This is a genomic window from Bradyrhizobium sp. 25ACV (genome assembly GCF_054863005.1).
In genome coordinates this window covers 241906-257508 of sequence record NZ_JAVAYO010000002.1, presented here as the reverse complement: position 1 = coordinate 257508, position 15603 = coordinate 241906, and the positions used below count along the sequence as shown (strand labels likewise).

The 15603-nt window shown below is 62.9% G+C and carries 12 protein-coding genes and 5 pseudogenes; 6 read left to right on the top strand and 11 right to left on the bottom strand.

Features of this window, described 5'->3' with window-relative positions:
• Positions 1 to 109 precede the first annotated feature (109 nt).
• The 4 genes and pseudogenes from RAD04_RS04995 to RAD04_RS04980 form a co-directional block, all read left to right on the top strand.
• Positions 110 to 315, top strand: a pseudogene (locus RAD04_RS04995) (polyprenyl synthetase family protein); the annotation flags it as partial.
• Positions 316 to 364: 49 nt separating this feature from the next.
• Positions 365 to 1927: a hypothetical protein gene (locus RAD04_RS04990; RefSeq protein WP_461622873.1), complete on the top strand. Its 1563-nt coding sequence runs from the start codon at positions 365 to 367 to the stop codon at positions 1925 to 1927.
• The gene (locus RAD04_RS04985) at positions 1924 to 2826 is read left to right on the top strand and encodes a terpene synthase family protein (RefSeq protein ID WP_461622872.1); all 903 of its coding nucleotides are present in this window, start codon (positions 1924 to 1926) and stop codon (positions 2824 to 2826) included. Before RAD04_RS04990 ends, RAD04_RS04985 begins: the two co-directional genes overlap by 4 nt.
• Positions 2827 to 2872: 46 nt before the next feature.
• Positions 2873 to 3202: pseudogene (locus RAD04_RS04980) on the top strand (transposase); the annotation flags it as partial.
• Positions 3203 to 3411: 209 nt separating this feature from the next.
• Here the strand turns inward: RAD04_RS04980 and RAD04_RS04975 are convergent.
• From RAD04_RS04975 to RAD04_RS04950, 6 genes and pseudogenes are all read right to left on the bottom strand, one after another.
• Positions 3412 to 3729 (bottom strand): DMT family transporter, encoded by a 318-nt coding sequence (locus RAD04_RS04975; RefSeq protein WP_027545387.1) that lies wholly within the window; start codon positions 3727 to 3729, stop codon positions 3412 to 3414.
• 15 nt (positions 3730 to 3744) lie between these two features.
• Positions 3745 to 4002: a hypothetical protein gene (locus RAD04_RS04970; protein ID WP_461622871.1), complete on the bottom strand. Its 258-nt coding sequence runs from the start codon at positions 4000 to 4002 to the stop codon at positions 3745 to 3747.
• The gene (locus RAD04_RS04965) at positions 3999 to 5045 is read right to left on the bottom strand and encodes a DUF7146 domain-containing protein (protein ID WP_461622870.1); all 1047 of its coding nucleotides are present in this window, start codon (positions 5043 to 5045) and stop codon (positions 3999 to 4001) included. The genes RAD04_RS04970 and RAD04_RS04965 overlap by 4 nt, the downstream gene beginning before the upstream one ends.
• A 298-nt stretch (positions 5046 to 5343) precedes the next feature.
• Positions 5344 to 8397, bottom strand: a pseudogene (locus RAD04_RS04960) (strawberry notch family protein); the annotation flags it as partial.
• Positions 8390 to 8689: pseudogene (locus tag RAD04_RS04955) on the bottom strand (ParB/Srx family N-terminal domain-containing protein); the annotation flags it as partial. The pseudogenes RAD04_RS04960 and RAD04_RS04955, both read right to left, overlap by 8 nt.
• Positions 8690 to 9032: 343 nt before the next feature.
• The gene (locus RAD04_RS04950) at positions 9033 to 9776 is read right to left on the bottom strand and encodes a hypothetical protein (protein WP_375848184.1); all 744 of its coding nucleotides are present in this window, start codon (positions 9774 to 9776) and stop codon (positions 9033 to 9035) included.
• 1046 nt (positions 9777 to 10822) lie between these two features.
• On the opposite strand from RAD04_RS04950, the gene RAD04_RS04945 reads away from it, so the two are divergent.
• Entirely contained in the window at positions 10823 to 11155 is a 333-nt protein-coding gene (locus RAD04_RS04945) for a hypothetical protein (RefSeq protein WP_461623163.1), read from the top strand.
• A gap of 138 nt (positions 11156 to 11293) precedes the next feature.
• On the opposite strand, the pseudogene RAD04_RS04940 reads toward RAD04_RS04945, so the two are convergent.
• From RAD04_RS04940 to RAD04_RS04920, 5 genes and pseudogenes are all read right to left on the bottom strand, one after another.
• Positions 11294 to 11674: pseudogene (locus RAD04_RS04940) on the bottom strand (ParB/Srx family N-terminal domain-containing protein); the annotation flags it as partial.
• Positions 11675 to 11776: 102 nt separating this feature from the next.
• Complete coding sequence (locus RAD04_RS04935) at positions 11777 to 12736, bottom strand: ArdC family protein (RefSeq protein ID WP_461622869.1); 960 nt, start codon at positions 12734 to 12736, stop codon at positions 11777 to 11779.
• Between the two features lie 423 nt (positions 12737 to 13159).
• Complete coding sequence (locus RAD04_RS04930) at positions 13160 to 13342, bottom strand: hypothetical protein (protein ID WP_234685167.1); 183 nt, start codon at positions 13340 to 13342, stop codon at positions 13160 to 13162.
• 144 nt (positions 13343 to 13486) lie between these two features.
• Positions 13487 to 14011: a thermonuclease family protein gene (locus RAD04_RS04925; protein WP_461622868.1), complete on the bottom strand. Its 525-nt coding sequence runs from the start codon at positions 14009 to 14011 to the stop codon at positions 13487 to 13489.
• 465 nt (positions 14012 to 14476) lie between these two features.
• Positions 14477 to 15151, bottom strand: a complete 675-nt coding sequence (locus tag RAD04_RS04920; RefSeq protein ID WP_461622867.1) for a helix-turn-helix domain-containing protein — start codon at positions 15149 to 15151, stop codon at positions 14477 to 14479.
• 304 nt (positions 15152 to 15455) lie between these two features.
• On the opposite strand from RAD04_RS04920, the gene RAD04_RS04915 reads away from it, so the two are divergent.
• On the top strand, positions 15456 to 15599 hold the full coding sequence (locus RAD04_RS04915; RefSeq protein ID WP_461622866.1) for a hypothetical protein: 144 nt from the start codon (positions 15456 to 15458) through the stop codon (positions 15597 to 15599).
• Positions 15600 to 15603: the final 4 nt, after the last annotated feature.

Sequence of the window (15603 nt, the reverse complement as noted above, 5' to 3'; positions counted from 1 at the left end):
ACGCGCGACATTGCTGCACTCGGCGCGCGCTCGGTGCGACGCCGGCAACACCGCGGCGGTTCGCCGCTCGGCGTGGCCGTCTCCTGTCAGGCACAAGGACATGAACAACATGCAGACCGGTTCGACGCTACACAACGACCGACCTGGCGTTTCCGCGCTCGGCGGATTGCGCGCGCAAGCGCGGGGCGCATCCAGCAGGCTGCTGCCGGAGATCTGGATGAGGACGGCGCAAAGCGGGTCGAACAGGCGCTGGCGCGTCTTCTCTGCGCCGAGAATGCGCCGCGCCGCGACGGGCCTGCGGCGACGTGCGCGGCATCTGCCCGATCCTGGTTCTCGTCAACCGTCTGCAGAAGGAACATCCCGCGTGAACGCGCTGTCCGAACAGATCCTTTCCGAATTGCGCCACCTGCTGAGCGAGATGAGCGATGGCGGCAGCGTCGGTCCATCCGTCTACGACACCGCGCGAGCTTTGCAGTTCCACGGCAACGTCACCGATCGGCAGGACGCATACGCGTGGCTCATCGCGCAGCAACAGGCCGATGGCGGATGGGGAAGCGCGGACTTCCCACTGTTCCGCCATGCGCCCACGTGGGCGGCGTTGCTGGCATTGCAGCGTGCCGATCCTCTTCCCGGCGCAGCCGACGCAGTCCAGGCTGCAACCCGGTTCCTCCAGCGCCAGCCCGATCCCTACGCGCATGCGGTGCCGGAAGACGCGCCGATCGGCGCCGAGCTGATCCTGCCGCAGCTTTGCGGCGAGGCCGCATCCCTGCCGGGCGGCATGGCGTTTCCGCGCCACCCGGCGCTGTTGCCGTTGCGGCATGCGTGCCTGGTCAAGCTGGGGGCCGAGCTGGGGGCCATGGCGACGTTGCCGAGCGGCCATCCGTTGCTGCACTCCTGGGAAGCCTGGGGGACGTCGCCGACCACCGCATGCTCGGATGATGACGGCAGCATCGGCATCAGTCCGGCGGCCACCGCCGCGTGGCGTGCGCACGCCGTGACACAGGAGAGCACGCCGCAGGTCGAGCGCGCCGACGCGTATCTGCAGGCGGCATCGCGGGCGACGCGCAGCGGCATCGAAGGTGTCGTTCCCAACGTCTGGCCGATCAATGTGTTCGAGCCATGCTGGTCGCTGTACACCCTGCATCTGGCCGGGCTGTTCGCGCATCCCGCGCTCGCCGAGGCAGTGCGCGTGATCGTCGCGCAGCTCGACGCCCGCCTGGGCGTGCGCGGTCTGGGCCCGGCCTTGCACTTCGCGGCCGATGCGGACGACACCGCAATTGCGTTGTGCGTCCTGTGCCTTGCAGGCCGCGACCCGGCGGTCGATGCGTTGCGCCATTTCGAAATCGGCGAGCTGTTCGTCACCTTCCCCGGCGAGCGCAATGCCTCGGTGTCGACCAACATCCATGCCCTGCATGCGTTGCGACTGTTGGGAAAGCCCGCCGCCGGCACCAGCGCCTACGTCGAGGCCCATCGCAACCCGCACGGTCTATGGGACAACGAAAAATGGCACGCTTCGTGGCTGTATCCCACCGCGCATGCGGTCGCTGCGCTGGCGCAAGGCAAGCCCCAGCGGCGCGACGAGCGCGCGCTGGCGGCGCTGCTGCAGGCGCAGCGCGACGACGGCGGCTGGGGAGCGGGTCGCGCGTCCACATTCGAGGAAACCGCCTATGCGCTGTTCGCGTTGCACGTGATGGACGGGAGCGAAGAGCCGACAGGGCGCCGGCGCATCGCGCAGGCGGTGGCGCGTGCGCTGGCGTGGATGCTCGCCCGCCATGCGGCGCATGCATTGCCGCAGACGCCGCTGTGGATCGGTAAGGAACTGTTTTGCCCCACCCGGGTCGTGCGTGTGGCCGAACTCGCCGGGTTGTGGCTGGCGCTTCGTTGGGGGCGGCGCGTCCAGGCCGAGGGAGCAGGAGCGGCGCCATGATCCAGACCGAACGCGCGCTGCAGCAGGTGCTGGAGTGGGGGCGTTCCCTGACCGGGTTCGCCGACGAGCATGCCGTGGAAGCGGTCAGGGGCGGCCAGTACATCCTGCAGCGCATCCACCCGAGCCTGCGCGACACCAGCGCCCGCACCGGCCGCGATCCGCAGGACGAAACGCTGATCGTGGCGTTCTATCGCGAACTGGCGCTGCTGTTCTGGCTCGACGATTGCAACGACCTTGGCCTGATCGCGCCGGAGCAGCTCGCAGCGGTGGAGCAGGCGCTGACGCAGGGCGTGCCGTGCGCGGTCCCCGGATTCGAGGGCTGCGCTGTGCTGCGCGCTTCGCTGGCCGCGCTCGCCTATGATCGTCGCGACTATGCTCAGCTTCTCGACGATACCCTGTGCTACTGCGCGGCGCTGCGCGCCGGACATGCGCAGGCGGCGGGGGCGGAACGCTGGTCCTACGCCGAGTATCTGCACAACGGGATCGATTCGATCGCCTACGCGAACGTGTTCTGTTGCCTGTCGTTGCTGTGGGGACTGGACATGGCGACCTTGCGCGCGCGTCCGGCGTTTCGCCAGGTCGTGCGACTCATCTCCGCGATAGGGCGCCTGCAGAACGATCTGCATGGACGCGACAAGGACAGGTCGGCAGGCGAGGCCGACAACGCGGCGATCCTGCTGCTGCAGCGCTATCCGGCTATGCCTGTGGTGGAGTTCCTCAACGACGAGCTGGCCGGCCATACGCGCATGCTGCAGCGGGTGATGGCGGAAGAACGCTTTCCCGCGCCGTGGGGACCGTTGATCGAGGCCATGGCGGCCATGCGCGCGCAGTACTACCAGACCTCGACCGGCCGCTACCGCAACGACGCTGCGGGCGGAGGCAAGCGTGCGCCGGCCTGAACGCGCGGGAGGCGGCGGTGCGCGCGCTGCTGTCGGTCCGATCCGACGCAACGCTGTCGCTCGACGCGACGGATGGAGCGAGCATGAGCGACACCGCCCTGAGCCGGCGCAAGGACGACGGCTCATTGCCACAGGCCTGCAGGCCGATCTCTACTTTGCCGATCCATACTCTGCTTGGCAACGCGGCAGCAACGAAAACGCAAATGGACTGACACGCAAGTAACTTGCCACGGCACACGACTTCAGCACCTTCACCGAGAGCGCCTGCGATGGAGCGAGCAACGCCTTGACGGCCGACCACGCAAGAGACTCGGATTCAGAACACCCCTCGAAGTTTTTCTGAGAGGAACTCAGCAACAGCGTTGGAAATCAGAGTTGCAATCCACCCTTTGAAAGCCAGCAACATGAGATCCGGCTGGAAGCGGATCTTTTCCGGGATGTCTGCGGCAGCGACATTTCAACTCTTGCTATCCGGAATGCGTTTTTCCATGACGCGTCAACTCCCGCAATGTGCGCGCTTCGATAACACATGACAACCGCATTCGCCATGGCTGATGATCCGTTTACGAACGATGCAAATACAGACTATTCCGAAAACAACTTGACGCCGACCAGACCGACAACAACCAACATGACCGAACAGAGGCGAGCAGGATTTGCGCTCTCGCCGAAAAACGCAATGCCCACAATTGCTGTCCCCACGGTCGCAATTCCGGCGAAGCCCGCGTAAACCGTCGAAGCGGGCAAGCACTTTACAGATTCACCCAACAGAAGAAAAATCGGAAGAGCGAAGACCACCGCCGAAAACACTGTTGTCCATTTCGGAAGCCCGACCGAGCGCTTCAACATGAAAGGCCAAGCGACCTCGAACACGTCCGCCAGAAGTATGTATAGCCATGCCATCAGATATCCCTTTCGTCAGGCGTCGCGTAGCACAAACCGCAGGTCGATTACGATCATCAACTGTTCTGCTTTGGTCAAAGCTGACCTACCAAATTCGGTAGCGCCACGGTCGCTGTCGCTCAGATTGCTGCCGAGTGATTGCGCCGCGGATCTCGGCAGAGATTGGGCAAGGCCGGCTGTAGCGCTCTTCCAAGCTCGACTGCGGTCCGCAACATAACCGACAACAGACATCATCTCTTCAATTGCCGGCGGCACCGCAGATCGGTCGGTCAAGCGGTCCCGGCATCGGCGAACAGCATAAACCGAACGACATCCTGCGGCGCGAGTTGGATGCGCAGCGCCGCCCGCAAGGCGCCGAGGCCGAATGCATGCAGGTCCTCGTTGAAGTCGCCTGTGCGCGGAGACAGGACAAGCGCCTCAATGCCCGCGGCTTCGGCGCATTGGGTCAATGCCGCGACCGCCGTGTCACCCGCGGCATCGGCATCGCGGGCGATGTAGAGCCGACGCAGCGTCGGCGGCAGCAGAAGGGCGGCAAGATGGTTGGCCGAGAGCGCGGCGGCCATCGGCATGGCAGGCAGCGCACAGCGCAGCGACAGCATCGTCTCGATACCTTCGCCGGCAGCGAGGACGTCGGCGGCGGCGCCAAAGCGGACGGCATGGCCGAGGAGACCGCCCATGGCCCGTCGGGGCGTGTCGACCGGCGCCTTGTGAGAGCCGTCGGGCGCGAGCCAGGTGCGATGTGCGCCGGTGATGCGATCCGCAAGATCGGTCACGGCGGCGATCATCGCCGGCCAGGTCTCAGTCGGCGAACCGTCGTCCGGGCGATAGTAGCTGCGCGGATGAAACCGCAGCGCGCCCGCATCGTGGACAGGCTTGATGCCGCGATGGCCGAGGTAGGTCTCGACAAGCGTCCGGCGGATCGGCTGCGACATGGCGAAGAGCCGCCGTGCCGCTTCCGCCGATCCGGCGGGGACGGGTGTGCGCTTTGGGCTGCGGCGCGGTTCGGCGGGCGGCAGACTCAGAAAGCGTCGTGCTTCGCCTGCGACATCGCGAAAATCGACGAAGCCGCAGCTCTCGCGGATCACGTCGAGGAGATCGCCATGTTCGCCCGAGGCAGCATCTCGCCAATGCCCGGCGGCGCCGGGACCAGAGTCCGGTCCGCTGAGCCGGACGAACATCGAGCGGCCGGGCGCATTGCGGACGTCGCCGACGATCCAATAGCGGCCCTGGCGCCGTCCATTGGACAGGTAATGGCGGCAGACCGCCTCGGCATCACGGGCGAGGCGGCGCCCCAGCTCAGAAGCGTCGCGGGACATCACGCAACCTCCCGCACTGCGCTGGCAGTTGGTTGCGCAAGCGCTGTCAACCGTCTGTGAGACAGCACCCAAGCGCAAACGCGTAACATCATCCGCCGAGAGCCCTGTTCGGCCCACTTGCCGGCCAGTCCTTTGTGCGAGCAGTGCCGCCGCACAAACAAGAAGCGGCCAGGCCGGTTGTGGACATGGCGCGGCAGCCAGCAGCGTCCCTCGCCCTTGCGGCTGGAGAAAGAGTGGCGGCACACAGCCTCGGCCTCACGCGCGAGGCGGCATGCCAGTTCGAAAGCATCGCGCCGCATCAGGCGGCCTCGCGTTCGCAGATGCGCTCGACCGGGTAGCATTCGAGCACCTTGCCAAGCACGACGGCCCCGCTTGCATCGGTAGGCACGAACATGCGCAGCTTCCAGGAGATGATCTCACTGAACAGTCCATAGGTCCGCAAGCGGTCGCGCATGGTGTCGTTGAAGTCCGCGAGCTCGATGCGATGCGCACCCATGACGCGGACGCGCCGCAGTGTCAGGCCCTCGGCGAGCTCGACGAACGCGCGACCTTCGCGCAAGGCGGCGAAGACGTCTTCGGGTTTGAGTATCGGCCGCTCACCCAGAAGCGCGTCGGCGACCCAGGTGGACGAGACCTTCCGCCCAATGATCCGCTCGCCGGCGTCGGTCTGGAGGCGGTAGACGCGGGTCGATTCCTTCGGCAGCCGTTTCCAGATCGGCAGGAGCAGCCCGGCCACGACGTGGATCGTGCTCTCGGTGAACGCCGGCACGTCTGCAAGCTCAGCTGTCCAGGCTGCACTGAATTGCTCGCGATCCGTCTCGATCCAGTGGCTTTCGGCCATGGCCTTGGACGGGACATTGTGGCTTTCCATGGGCCGAACCAATTTGACGCGCTGTTCGATTTCGCCGTCGTCCAGCATCAGGCTCGGAGCCGGGACTTGCACCGCCGCGCGGCCGGAACGTTCGTTCACCAGCAGGACTGCGCGGCGATCCGACAGAAGGCCGAGGGCATCATCCAGCGAGAGCGGCCGGTTGCGTTCGCGCTGGATGATCGTGAGCAGCCGTGTCTCGGCGCTGGTCGCGGGATGGGTGTAGATGGTGCGCCGATGCGTGACGACGAAGCTTTCGGCGCGAAGGGTCTCAAGGCCCGCATCATAGATTCCGGAGGCGATTGCGCCTTCGATCCGCGCCGTCAGCAACTGCTCGAAGGCGGTGAACAGCACGTTTTGCAGCGCGATGGTCAGCGCCAGCAGACGATTGAGGAAAGTCGTGATCGGCGGCAGGTCATCCCTGATGCCATTGGAGTCGACGAGCTTCAGCCCGGTCGCATTCTCGAACATCTCAAGAGAGCAGCCATCCACCTTGCCGCGAACCAGGAGCAAATAGAGTTGGCGCAGAGCATCACGGCCATAGATGCTTTCGAGATTATCCTCGGGCCGAAACAGCCCCTGCCCCCCGGTCTGACGCTGACCGCGGGTGATGGCGCCGAGCGTATCGAGGCGGCGCGCAATCGTGCTGAGAAAGCGCTTCTCGGCCTTCACGTCGGTCGCAATGGGACGAAATAGCGGCGGCTGCGCCTGATTGGTCCGGTTGGTCCGGCCGAGGCCCTGGATTGCGGCATCGGCCTTCCAGCCGGGTTCGAGCAGGTAGTGCACTCGCAGACGGCGATTCCGCGCCGACAGCTCGGCGTGGTAACTGCGCCCCGTGCCGCCGGCATCCGAGAAGACGAGGATGCGCTTGAGGTCGTCCATGAAGGCTGCGGTTTCGGCGAGGTTCGCCGAACCGGCGCGGTTCTCGACCATCAGGCGGTCATGTTTCCGGATGATCCGGCGTGAGCGCCCGGTGACTTCGGCGACCCTGTCGGTGCCGAAGCGCTGGACGATCTGGTCGAGGGCGCCGGGCACGGGCGTGAGCGAGGCAAGCTTCTCGATCAGCCGGTCGCGACGCGCAACCGCATCCCGGCTCTCCACGGGCTGACCATCACGGTACACAGGCCGGGAGGAGAGGTTGCCTTCGGAGTCGGCGAAAGGCTCGTAAAGCTGGACCGGGAAGGAATGGGCGACGTAGTCGAGCACATATTCGCGCGGTGTGATGTCGACCTGCACATCACCCCATTCCTCGGTCGGGATTTCCGCGAGCCGGCGCTCCATCAGCGCTTCGCCGGTCGAGACGATCTGGATGACGGCGGCATGCCCCTGCCCGAGGTCGCGCTCGATGGCGCAGATCAAGGAAGGGGTCTTCATCGACGTCAGCAAATGGCCGAAGAAGCGCTGCTTTGCGGATTCGAAGGCCGACCGGGCGGCGGACTTCGCCTGGGCGTTCAAGGTCCCGGTCTCGCCGGTGATGTTGGCCGCTCGCATCGCGGCATTGAGATTGTTGTGAATGATGCTGAACGCGGCTGCATAGGCATCATAGATGCGGATCTGTTCGGGGGTGAGCTCATGCTCGATCAGTTCATATTCGACGCCTTCATAGGAAAGGGAACGCGCCGCATACAGACCGAGTGCCTTGAGGTCGCGTGCCAGCACCTCCATCGCCGCAACACCGCCCGCCTCGATCGCCTCGACGAACTGAGCGCGCGTGGCGAACGGAAAATCATCGCCGCCCCACAAGCCGAGCCGCTGGGCATAAGCGAGGTTGTGAACGGTCGTGGCACCGGTGGCGGAAACGTAGACCACCCGTGCATTGGGGAGCGCGTGCTGCAGCCGCAGACCTGCGCGTCCCTGCTGCGAGGCGGCCTGCTCGCCGCGCTCGCCCTTGCCGCCCACGGCGTTCTGCATGGCGTGACTCTCGTCGAAAACAACCACTCCGTCGAAATCGGAGCCCAACCATTCGACGATCTGCCGGACACGCGAAAGCTTTTCGCCGCGCTCATCGGTGCGCAGCGTAGCGTAGGTGGTAAATAGGATGCCTTCCGACAGCCGGATCGGGGTGCCCTGGCGGAAGCGTGAGAGCGGCGTGACCAGGAGCCGCTCCATGCCGAGCGCCGACCAGTCGCGCTGCGCGTCCTCGATCAGCTTGTCGCTCTTGGAGATCCAGACCGCCCGGCGCCGGCCCTTCAGCCAGTTATCAAGGAGGATGCCGGCGACCTGCCGGCCCTTGCCCGCGCCGGTGCCGTCGCCCAGAAACCAGCCGCGGCGGAAGCGGACGGCATTTGAAGCGTCGTCGCGCGCAGCTGCCACACCGTCGAAGGTCGCATCGACCGTCCAGGCGCCTGCAAGGAAGGCCGCGTGTGCTTCGCCGGCGTAGACCACGCTCTCGAGCTGGGCGTCCGACAACAGGCCGTCCATAGCGAGGTTGACCGGGAGTTGGGGCCGGTATGACGGCTTCGGCGGAGCAACCGAGAACAACGCAGGGCACGGCTTGCGTCTTGGACATACGCTTCTGCTTGACCAGGAGCTCGAGAGCACGGTAGCGCCTGCCGCCGGCCGGCACCTCGAACATGCCTGTCTCGTTGCCCTCGGAATCGACGATGGCGCGGACATTGAGACTTTGTAGAAGCGTCCGCTGGGCGATGCTCTCCGCAAGCTGCTCAATCGAGACACCCGCCTTGACGCGCCGAACGTTGGACTGGCTCAGCACCAGCTTGTTGAAGGGAATGTCACGCGAAGGCGACAGCGTGATCTTTTGGACTGGCTTTGTCATTTCGGTTCTCCACAACGGGCAGCCGAAAGCCTCTCTCTCGACTTCCAACCCGTCGTGGCACTCCATGCTGCCCTCTTCCTCTCTCTCTTGCGGTTTGAATCCCGCTGCTGCGGCACCGGGCGTGCATTGGCCGAAACGGCCGCAGCGCCTGGCAGGAACCAAGGTGTGAGCTGCTGTCAGTTTCTGTCCCACTCGGCGGCCTTCAGCGTGGCGACCTCACGGCGGTCGACCTGATCCGCACTGCTATGCTAGGCGGAGCGTCTAGAGCCTTTTCCATTCCGATGGAATCGGAGCGGGTTCTAAATTGCCGGAATTACTCCGCAACAGGGTCACGGCGTCGACCTCAATTTGGGCGATGGCTCCATCTGTCTCGCTCTATGGCCGGGAGAGGCTTTTCGACATTTCTCAGGATCGCGACGCGGCATTTGTCGAGCAATTCCTTCGTGTATACGACGCCGAAATAGTCCAGCAGGAAGGTGCCAGCATAGCTCAGATCGTCAATGCCGCTGATTATCCTATTGAGCATTGCACCAATTTCTCCAACGCGGTCGCGATAGCGTCCGCGGATCACGTTAACGGCGTTCATCGAGTGAACCGCCTCGTCGGCAATCACCTCTCGCAGCCAATGATGGAAGATGTCGTTGCGAAGTTCGGTATAGAACGGCTTCTCGGCGGCATAGGCGTGGCAAGTGCACATCTCATCAAATGCGATCATAACCATCACAGAAAATTCGTCGGCGAGGTGGTCATTGATCGCACCGAAATCATGCGGTCGAGCCTCCAACCTCTCTCGGAGGTTCCTCTCGGATCCATTGGCGACAAGTTCAATGATGCGGATAAAGCCATCGGTGTGACGCTCTTCGTCTGCGGCCCAGACAGTAAAAAAAGCCCGAGCTTCATCGGTAGTGATCAGATTGCGGACGGATAGCTCGGTTTTCAAATGCCTGGCGTCATATTCCGTGTACAGGTCAGGCCACAATTTATTCCAACGTGCGCGCACAACCGACGGTTCGGCGCTGAACATCGCCGGCGTAAGAGCATTGAACATTTCTTTTGGACTCCAGTTCCGTCGAACCGGCGTAATCATCCGACTGCTCCTGAGCGTGAGCGCTGCGAGCGGCTCTGGTGGACGGATTGTCCCTTTCAAACGTTGGCAAAGAAGTTTGCCACACACAAAACATGCCGTCGCCTCTCTGTTTTGGTGGGGTACAATTCCGGACGCTGCACCTTTCGGCTTGGCCTGACCTGTTGTCTTGAACGGTCCAGTGCGGAATCTTCGGGGGCGCCGCCGCGCCAACAATGCTCGTGATTCCGGGAAGTTTTGGGGATGACTTCATAAGCTCAGGCTGTCAGGCCTCAGGTCGTGGACCATTTCTATGAGGCGGGTTGATTACACTCGGAATCGCACGCACTGCTGACGGGACATGGCGAGGTCATGATCGCGCCGCGTACCATGGGTGCTCCACCAATGGCGTGGATCTGTGCTCCAACCGGGCTCTACGTCACCCAGTCCGACAGCGGCCAGGTGTGGGGCTTTGCGATCAAAGGCGTCGAGCCCAGCGATGCCAAGCCGGTCAGGACCTTCGAGCGGCCACTCACTAAGGTCACCAGCAGGCTATTCGTCGCGCGTCTCAAGAGGTCCGATCGCCATCATGACGATTCCAGCCGCAGCTGCCTTTTTTGGTTCTGGTGTGGTTCATATAGAGATCATGAATCGCGCGCTGAACCCATGCGGCCGGCTACCTAAGCAAACCCCACCTACGAGGTTGTGACGTCGGAATAGCCTTCACAACCACTTGCGCTCGCTTGCGATAGGCTGTTGTTGTCGCCAGCGCGACCGCGAACCCGCGGCAAGCGTCGGGAGCCGCGGCATGGCGATGAAGTCTCTTGAGCACGGATGCCCGGATCATGCGCTGCCTAACGCCCAAAATTGCGCTCTTAAGCGTCGACCATTGGATGGAGATTGCAACTTCGAGCACCTTCCAATTCTGGTTGGAGTACATCGAGAGCAATGCGATGGCTTCGCAATGATAATGACTCCAGTTGTAAAAGGCAGCGCCAGATAAATTCCAATATTAGAAGGTACCTTTCACCTTGCTTTTGCATCAGGCGATGAGCTCAATATTGAAAATTGTGGCGGTGGGGGCGATTTTCTTCGGAGAAGCCCTTTCGATAGTCGCCGAGTTGATTGCCTCAAAGCAGTTTGGGAAAGCTGGCGGGTATTTCACAACGCTCCTGCCGATGTTCCTGTTGATATCGGTGGGCGGTATCCTGCTCGTCTGCGGATACGCACTCGGCTACATGTATCTCAAGAATATCTGGATCATTGTCGCAGTATCGGTGGGAGCAATTCTAGTTGTGGAACCGATTCTGGCGCTTCGGCTCTTTCGAGACGTGCCGACAGCCGGTTCGCTGATCGGGCTGGTGTTCGGCGCGCTTGGCACGCTAGCTGCGATAATTTTCTGAGACGCGTTCAGCTCTTTGCTCAGACCCCAGGTACGCATACGACGAAGACTGCCTGATTGACGCGTGCGCGCGGGCGCGGCGGGCTATGGTGCGGGTTGTCACGCCTCACCGATATCGCGCTGGGTGGATAATTGAAAGATTCTCGGTCAGCGTGCGGCGGATCTGGTACGGCTCATCAGAGCCGGACAACCGGCCGATATTGTCCCAGACCTGCTCCAGGCGCGCGTGATCGCCGCTCACCGAGAACGACATGCGCTTCTGCCGGACCAGGAGCTCGAGAGCACGGTAACGCCTGCCGCCGGCCGGCACCTCGAACATGCCGGTCTCGTTGCCCGCGGCATCCACGATGGCGCGGACATTGAGACTTTGCAATAGCGTGCGCTGGGCGATGCTCTCGGCAAGCTGCTCGATCGAGACGCCCGCCTTGACGCGCCGAACGTTGGACTGGCTCAGCACCAGCTTGTTGAAGGGAATGTCACGCGAGGGCGACAGCGTGATCTTTTGGACGGCCTTGGTCATTTTTTGTCCCCACGACGGGCGGCCGAAAGCCTCTCTCTCGACCTCCAACCCGTCATGGCGCTCGGCGCCGCCCTCTTCCTCTGTTTGGCAGCTCAACTCCGCTCACGCCGCCTCCTGATCTGCCTCGGCACAATCGGCCGAAGCGGTTGGATTATCTGCTGGCAGGAAGCCAAGCAGATAATCCGCGGCCTTGCTCGCCTGTGAGGCCGCCCGCACGATCGCGCGGTTGTCTGCACGCAGGACTTCCAGCCAGGAACCGATATAGTCGGCGTGCCGCACGGTCGGCACGATGCCGAGTGAAGCGCAGGAAAACGCTGCACACAATTCGGCGATCAATTCCTCGAACGCGTATTTTTTTGTGCCGTACGAACCGCCGAGATCGCGGTTGAGGCGCGAAGGATGGCCGCTGGCGTGGCCAAGCTCGTGCAGCGCGGTCCGGTGCCAATTGATCGGTTCGAAATAGGCCGCCGGCGGCGGCACCTGCACATAATCTTCTGCCGGCATATAGAAGGCGCGATTGCCGCCGATGTGGAAGTCGATGCCGGTTGCCTTGATCAGCGCCTCGACTTGCGGCTCGATCATGCCCGGCGGCGGCATTGGCGCGGTGGTCGCGACGTCGGTGGACAATCCGTCGCATTGATCGGTGTTGAAGACGGTGAACCGCTTCAGGAATGGAACGGCCTGCGCCTCCTCGCCCGTCTCACGCGCGCGGCGCCGTTCGTCGGCCGGCACGAAGCGGTCGGCATAGACCACGGTGATGCCGTGCTCGCCCTTGCGGACGTGACCGCCGAGCGCGAGCGCCTGGCGGAAGGTCAGCCAGCTTTGGCCGGCAAAACCGCGCTCGATCACCGCCCCCCAGAGGATGAGAACGTTGATGCCGCTGTAGGGCCGGGCAGACGCCGCGTTCCTTGGCATCGACAGCGGCGCCTTTGCAGCCTCCGTCCCCCAGGGTTGAACCCAGGGCACGCGGCCGGCCTCAAGCTCGGCGATGATCTTGTCGGTGATTTCGTCATAAAGGGTGGCCCGGTCCTGGCCGGTGCGCGCGCGAGGATGTCTGGACATCGCGGGTCTTTCGCGACGGGCGCTGCAAGCCTCTCTCGCAGCTCCAACCCGTCGCGGCCGAACCCGGCCAGCCCTCTCACTCTCAATGCTTGTTGCAGGCGCGTTAAGTCTGTTGCAGGAGCAACGTGGCGGTGCCAGATCCTCAGATGAGCGCCGGCCTTCGCGTCAGGGATGGAAGCCCGAAGGGGTGAAAACCCGACCAAAGCCGGGGTTTCAGCGCAGCCGACCGCCCGGTCCCGCAGGGAGACGCACCGCAAATTCAATGCGGATGGACCAACCAGGCGCTTGGAGCGCCAGAGCATGATCTGAAAAAAGTGTGCCGCGGCTTTGCCTCGCGGCAAACGCGGCAGCGCGTTTGCGCGAAGATCATGCGCAATCGATAACTTCAAGCGCGATGACGATTCAGCCCGCTCTTATCGCGCTTTAGATATCCTCACGCGTCTTTGTCTCTGCGTCATAGATTCTGATCCGAAGCATGGGAAAACGCTTCTTCAACTCTTCCGCACCGGTCTTGGCCCCATCCCTGGTCGCAAATTCGGCCTTGAGTCGGCCATCAACTTCGAGCGCATAACCTGAAGCTGGCAATTCACGGGCAGCTGCAACCATCTTAGTCCTTTGCTCAACGGCGAGATCGAGGATAACGGCTTACCCCGAGTCGCCCAATGCGCGCCAGTGACCCAAAATTGTTGATTTTTCGGCCAAGCTGCACGGGCGCTGATTCGCTGCATCCAAGACGCATCCAAGATGCCTTCAAGGATGTGCGTTGGCGTCATCCGAACAATGAACCGGTGAGCCGCCCGATCGCATGCACGCGCGATACAGCCAGGGCTCCACATAGCTGCCTGCCCACATCCCGCGACCTGAACGATCCGCTTCGCGCTGCGCGGCGCGATACCGGCCCCCGGAATAGCGCGGCCAGTCCAGTGCGAGACCGTTGCTGACCAGCCATTCCCCGAGATCGGCAGTCCCGACAAGACATGTCGCGACCGTACGCCCATATTGGTCCTTGGACAGCGAGGTGCAGCTCACCGGACGCCGGGCGATGAAACTATCAAGTTGATTTGCCGCGTTCGCGCCACAGCGATACAGATTGCTGTCAGCACCTCGGCACAGCTGAGTGCTTTCCGGCGCATCGATCCCCCAAAGCCGGATGCGTATTCCCTGTATGTCCAGCGTATCACCATCAATGACACTGGCCTGTCCGACAAAATCTGCAGCCGAGGCCGCCCTCGACAACAGCAGGAGCATGAGTAGGAGGGTTTTGCGCTTGCTCATGATCATGGAGTTCCAGTGGTCAGCGCAGATGGCGCGGATCAAATGCGGCCAATTCTCGAGCGGCTTTAACGACGGCAGATGAGCGCAGCGCGCGGAGCACGCACTTAGAGCATGATCCGCAGAACGTGAGCAGCGGTTTTCCCTCGCGACAAACGCGGAGCGTTTGCTCGGAGGTCATGCTCAAATATATCTAAAGTGACGATTCATCCCAATCTCACCGCGCTTTGGAGTGACGAATGACCGCCCATGAGCGCTGGCGCCCTGTTCGATTGCCCGGTGACCGGCCAGAAGGTCCAGGGGCTGGTCGCGGAGGAAACCTCCCCCCGGCTCGCGCGATGGGATGGTGACCTTCCTCGCCTTCTCAGCCCGTTCACCTCACTGCCCCGTTCACGACACGGTGCTCGGGGCCAAACGCAGCAAAGCGAAATCGCTGGTGACAAAAAAGCGCGGACGGAGATTCGATTGTCAGGCATTGATCCGGCTCAGCGCCACGCGGTCGCGGAGGAGGATACGGCGCGAGGTTTCCAGGGCGATGGTTCCGGACTGCGCCAGCTGACTGAGCGTCCGCGATACCGTCTCGATCGTCAAGCCGAGATAGTCGGCGATGTCTTGACGCGTCATCGGCAGTTCGATCGACTGAGCGGCGGCATTGCGGCCCGCCATTTCCAGCAGAAACCCGGCCACCCGTTCTTCCGCGCTCTTCATCAGCACCATTGAGTGCTCATGCATACGCTGCAGCTCGCGGACCGCAAGCGTCCAGAGCTGTTCGGCAAAATCCTTTTCGTACTCGGCCCGGGCCATCACGGCGCTGCGTTTGGCGACCACGACATGCGCCTCCCTGATCGCTTCCGCCGAGGCAAGATGCACCTCGGTGGCTTCGACGTCAAAGATATCACCGGGCAGATAGAAGCTGCCGATCTGGCGACGGCCGTCATCCAGCGTGCGACAGGTTCGCACCGCGCCGGAGATAACTTGGTAAAGGTATTCAGCCGGATCGTCTTCGCTGTAAATTTCAGAGTTGCGCGCAAAGCGCGTCGAAGCGCCGATCAAGCCCAGCGGGCCTTGCGCAAAGGAGTTCGACCGAACCGCAGCGGCCGGATGCGCGTGGATTGTAGACTCGGCGGTTGCGGCGGTGAGCATGGTAGAAACTCCGGTTTTGATCGTCGTTGACGGCAGTCTGCCCGCTTCCCCGGGTTTCGAAACTCGTGTTATTCCCCTAAGTATAAATCCGGAGGCACCTGCAATTTTTCGAAAGTTGTACGGCGGTTCGCGCCCCTTGACGCAGCTCAAGGCGGCTCACGCATGTTTGCGCTACCATCGTCGCCATTCCTCAAGATGGCGGGATGCAGGCATCATTCGACCAAGAGCATTCTTGTCGCGCCTGCTGCGCGACAATTGACGCGAGATCGCCAGTGCGCCGTTCGATCGTGATATCGAGGTTGCCATGATTGACGGCTGCATCATCATGTGCGCCGGCTCATGCCTGCGTCACGGCGCGGGTTGGCTCGATGCCGAAACGCTGAGGCAGGTCGATGTAACTGCCATGCACTGGCGCTACAGGCGGCCGGTAACGCTGCCGATCAGCTGATGTT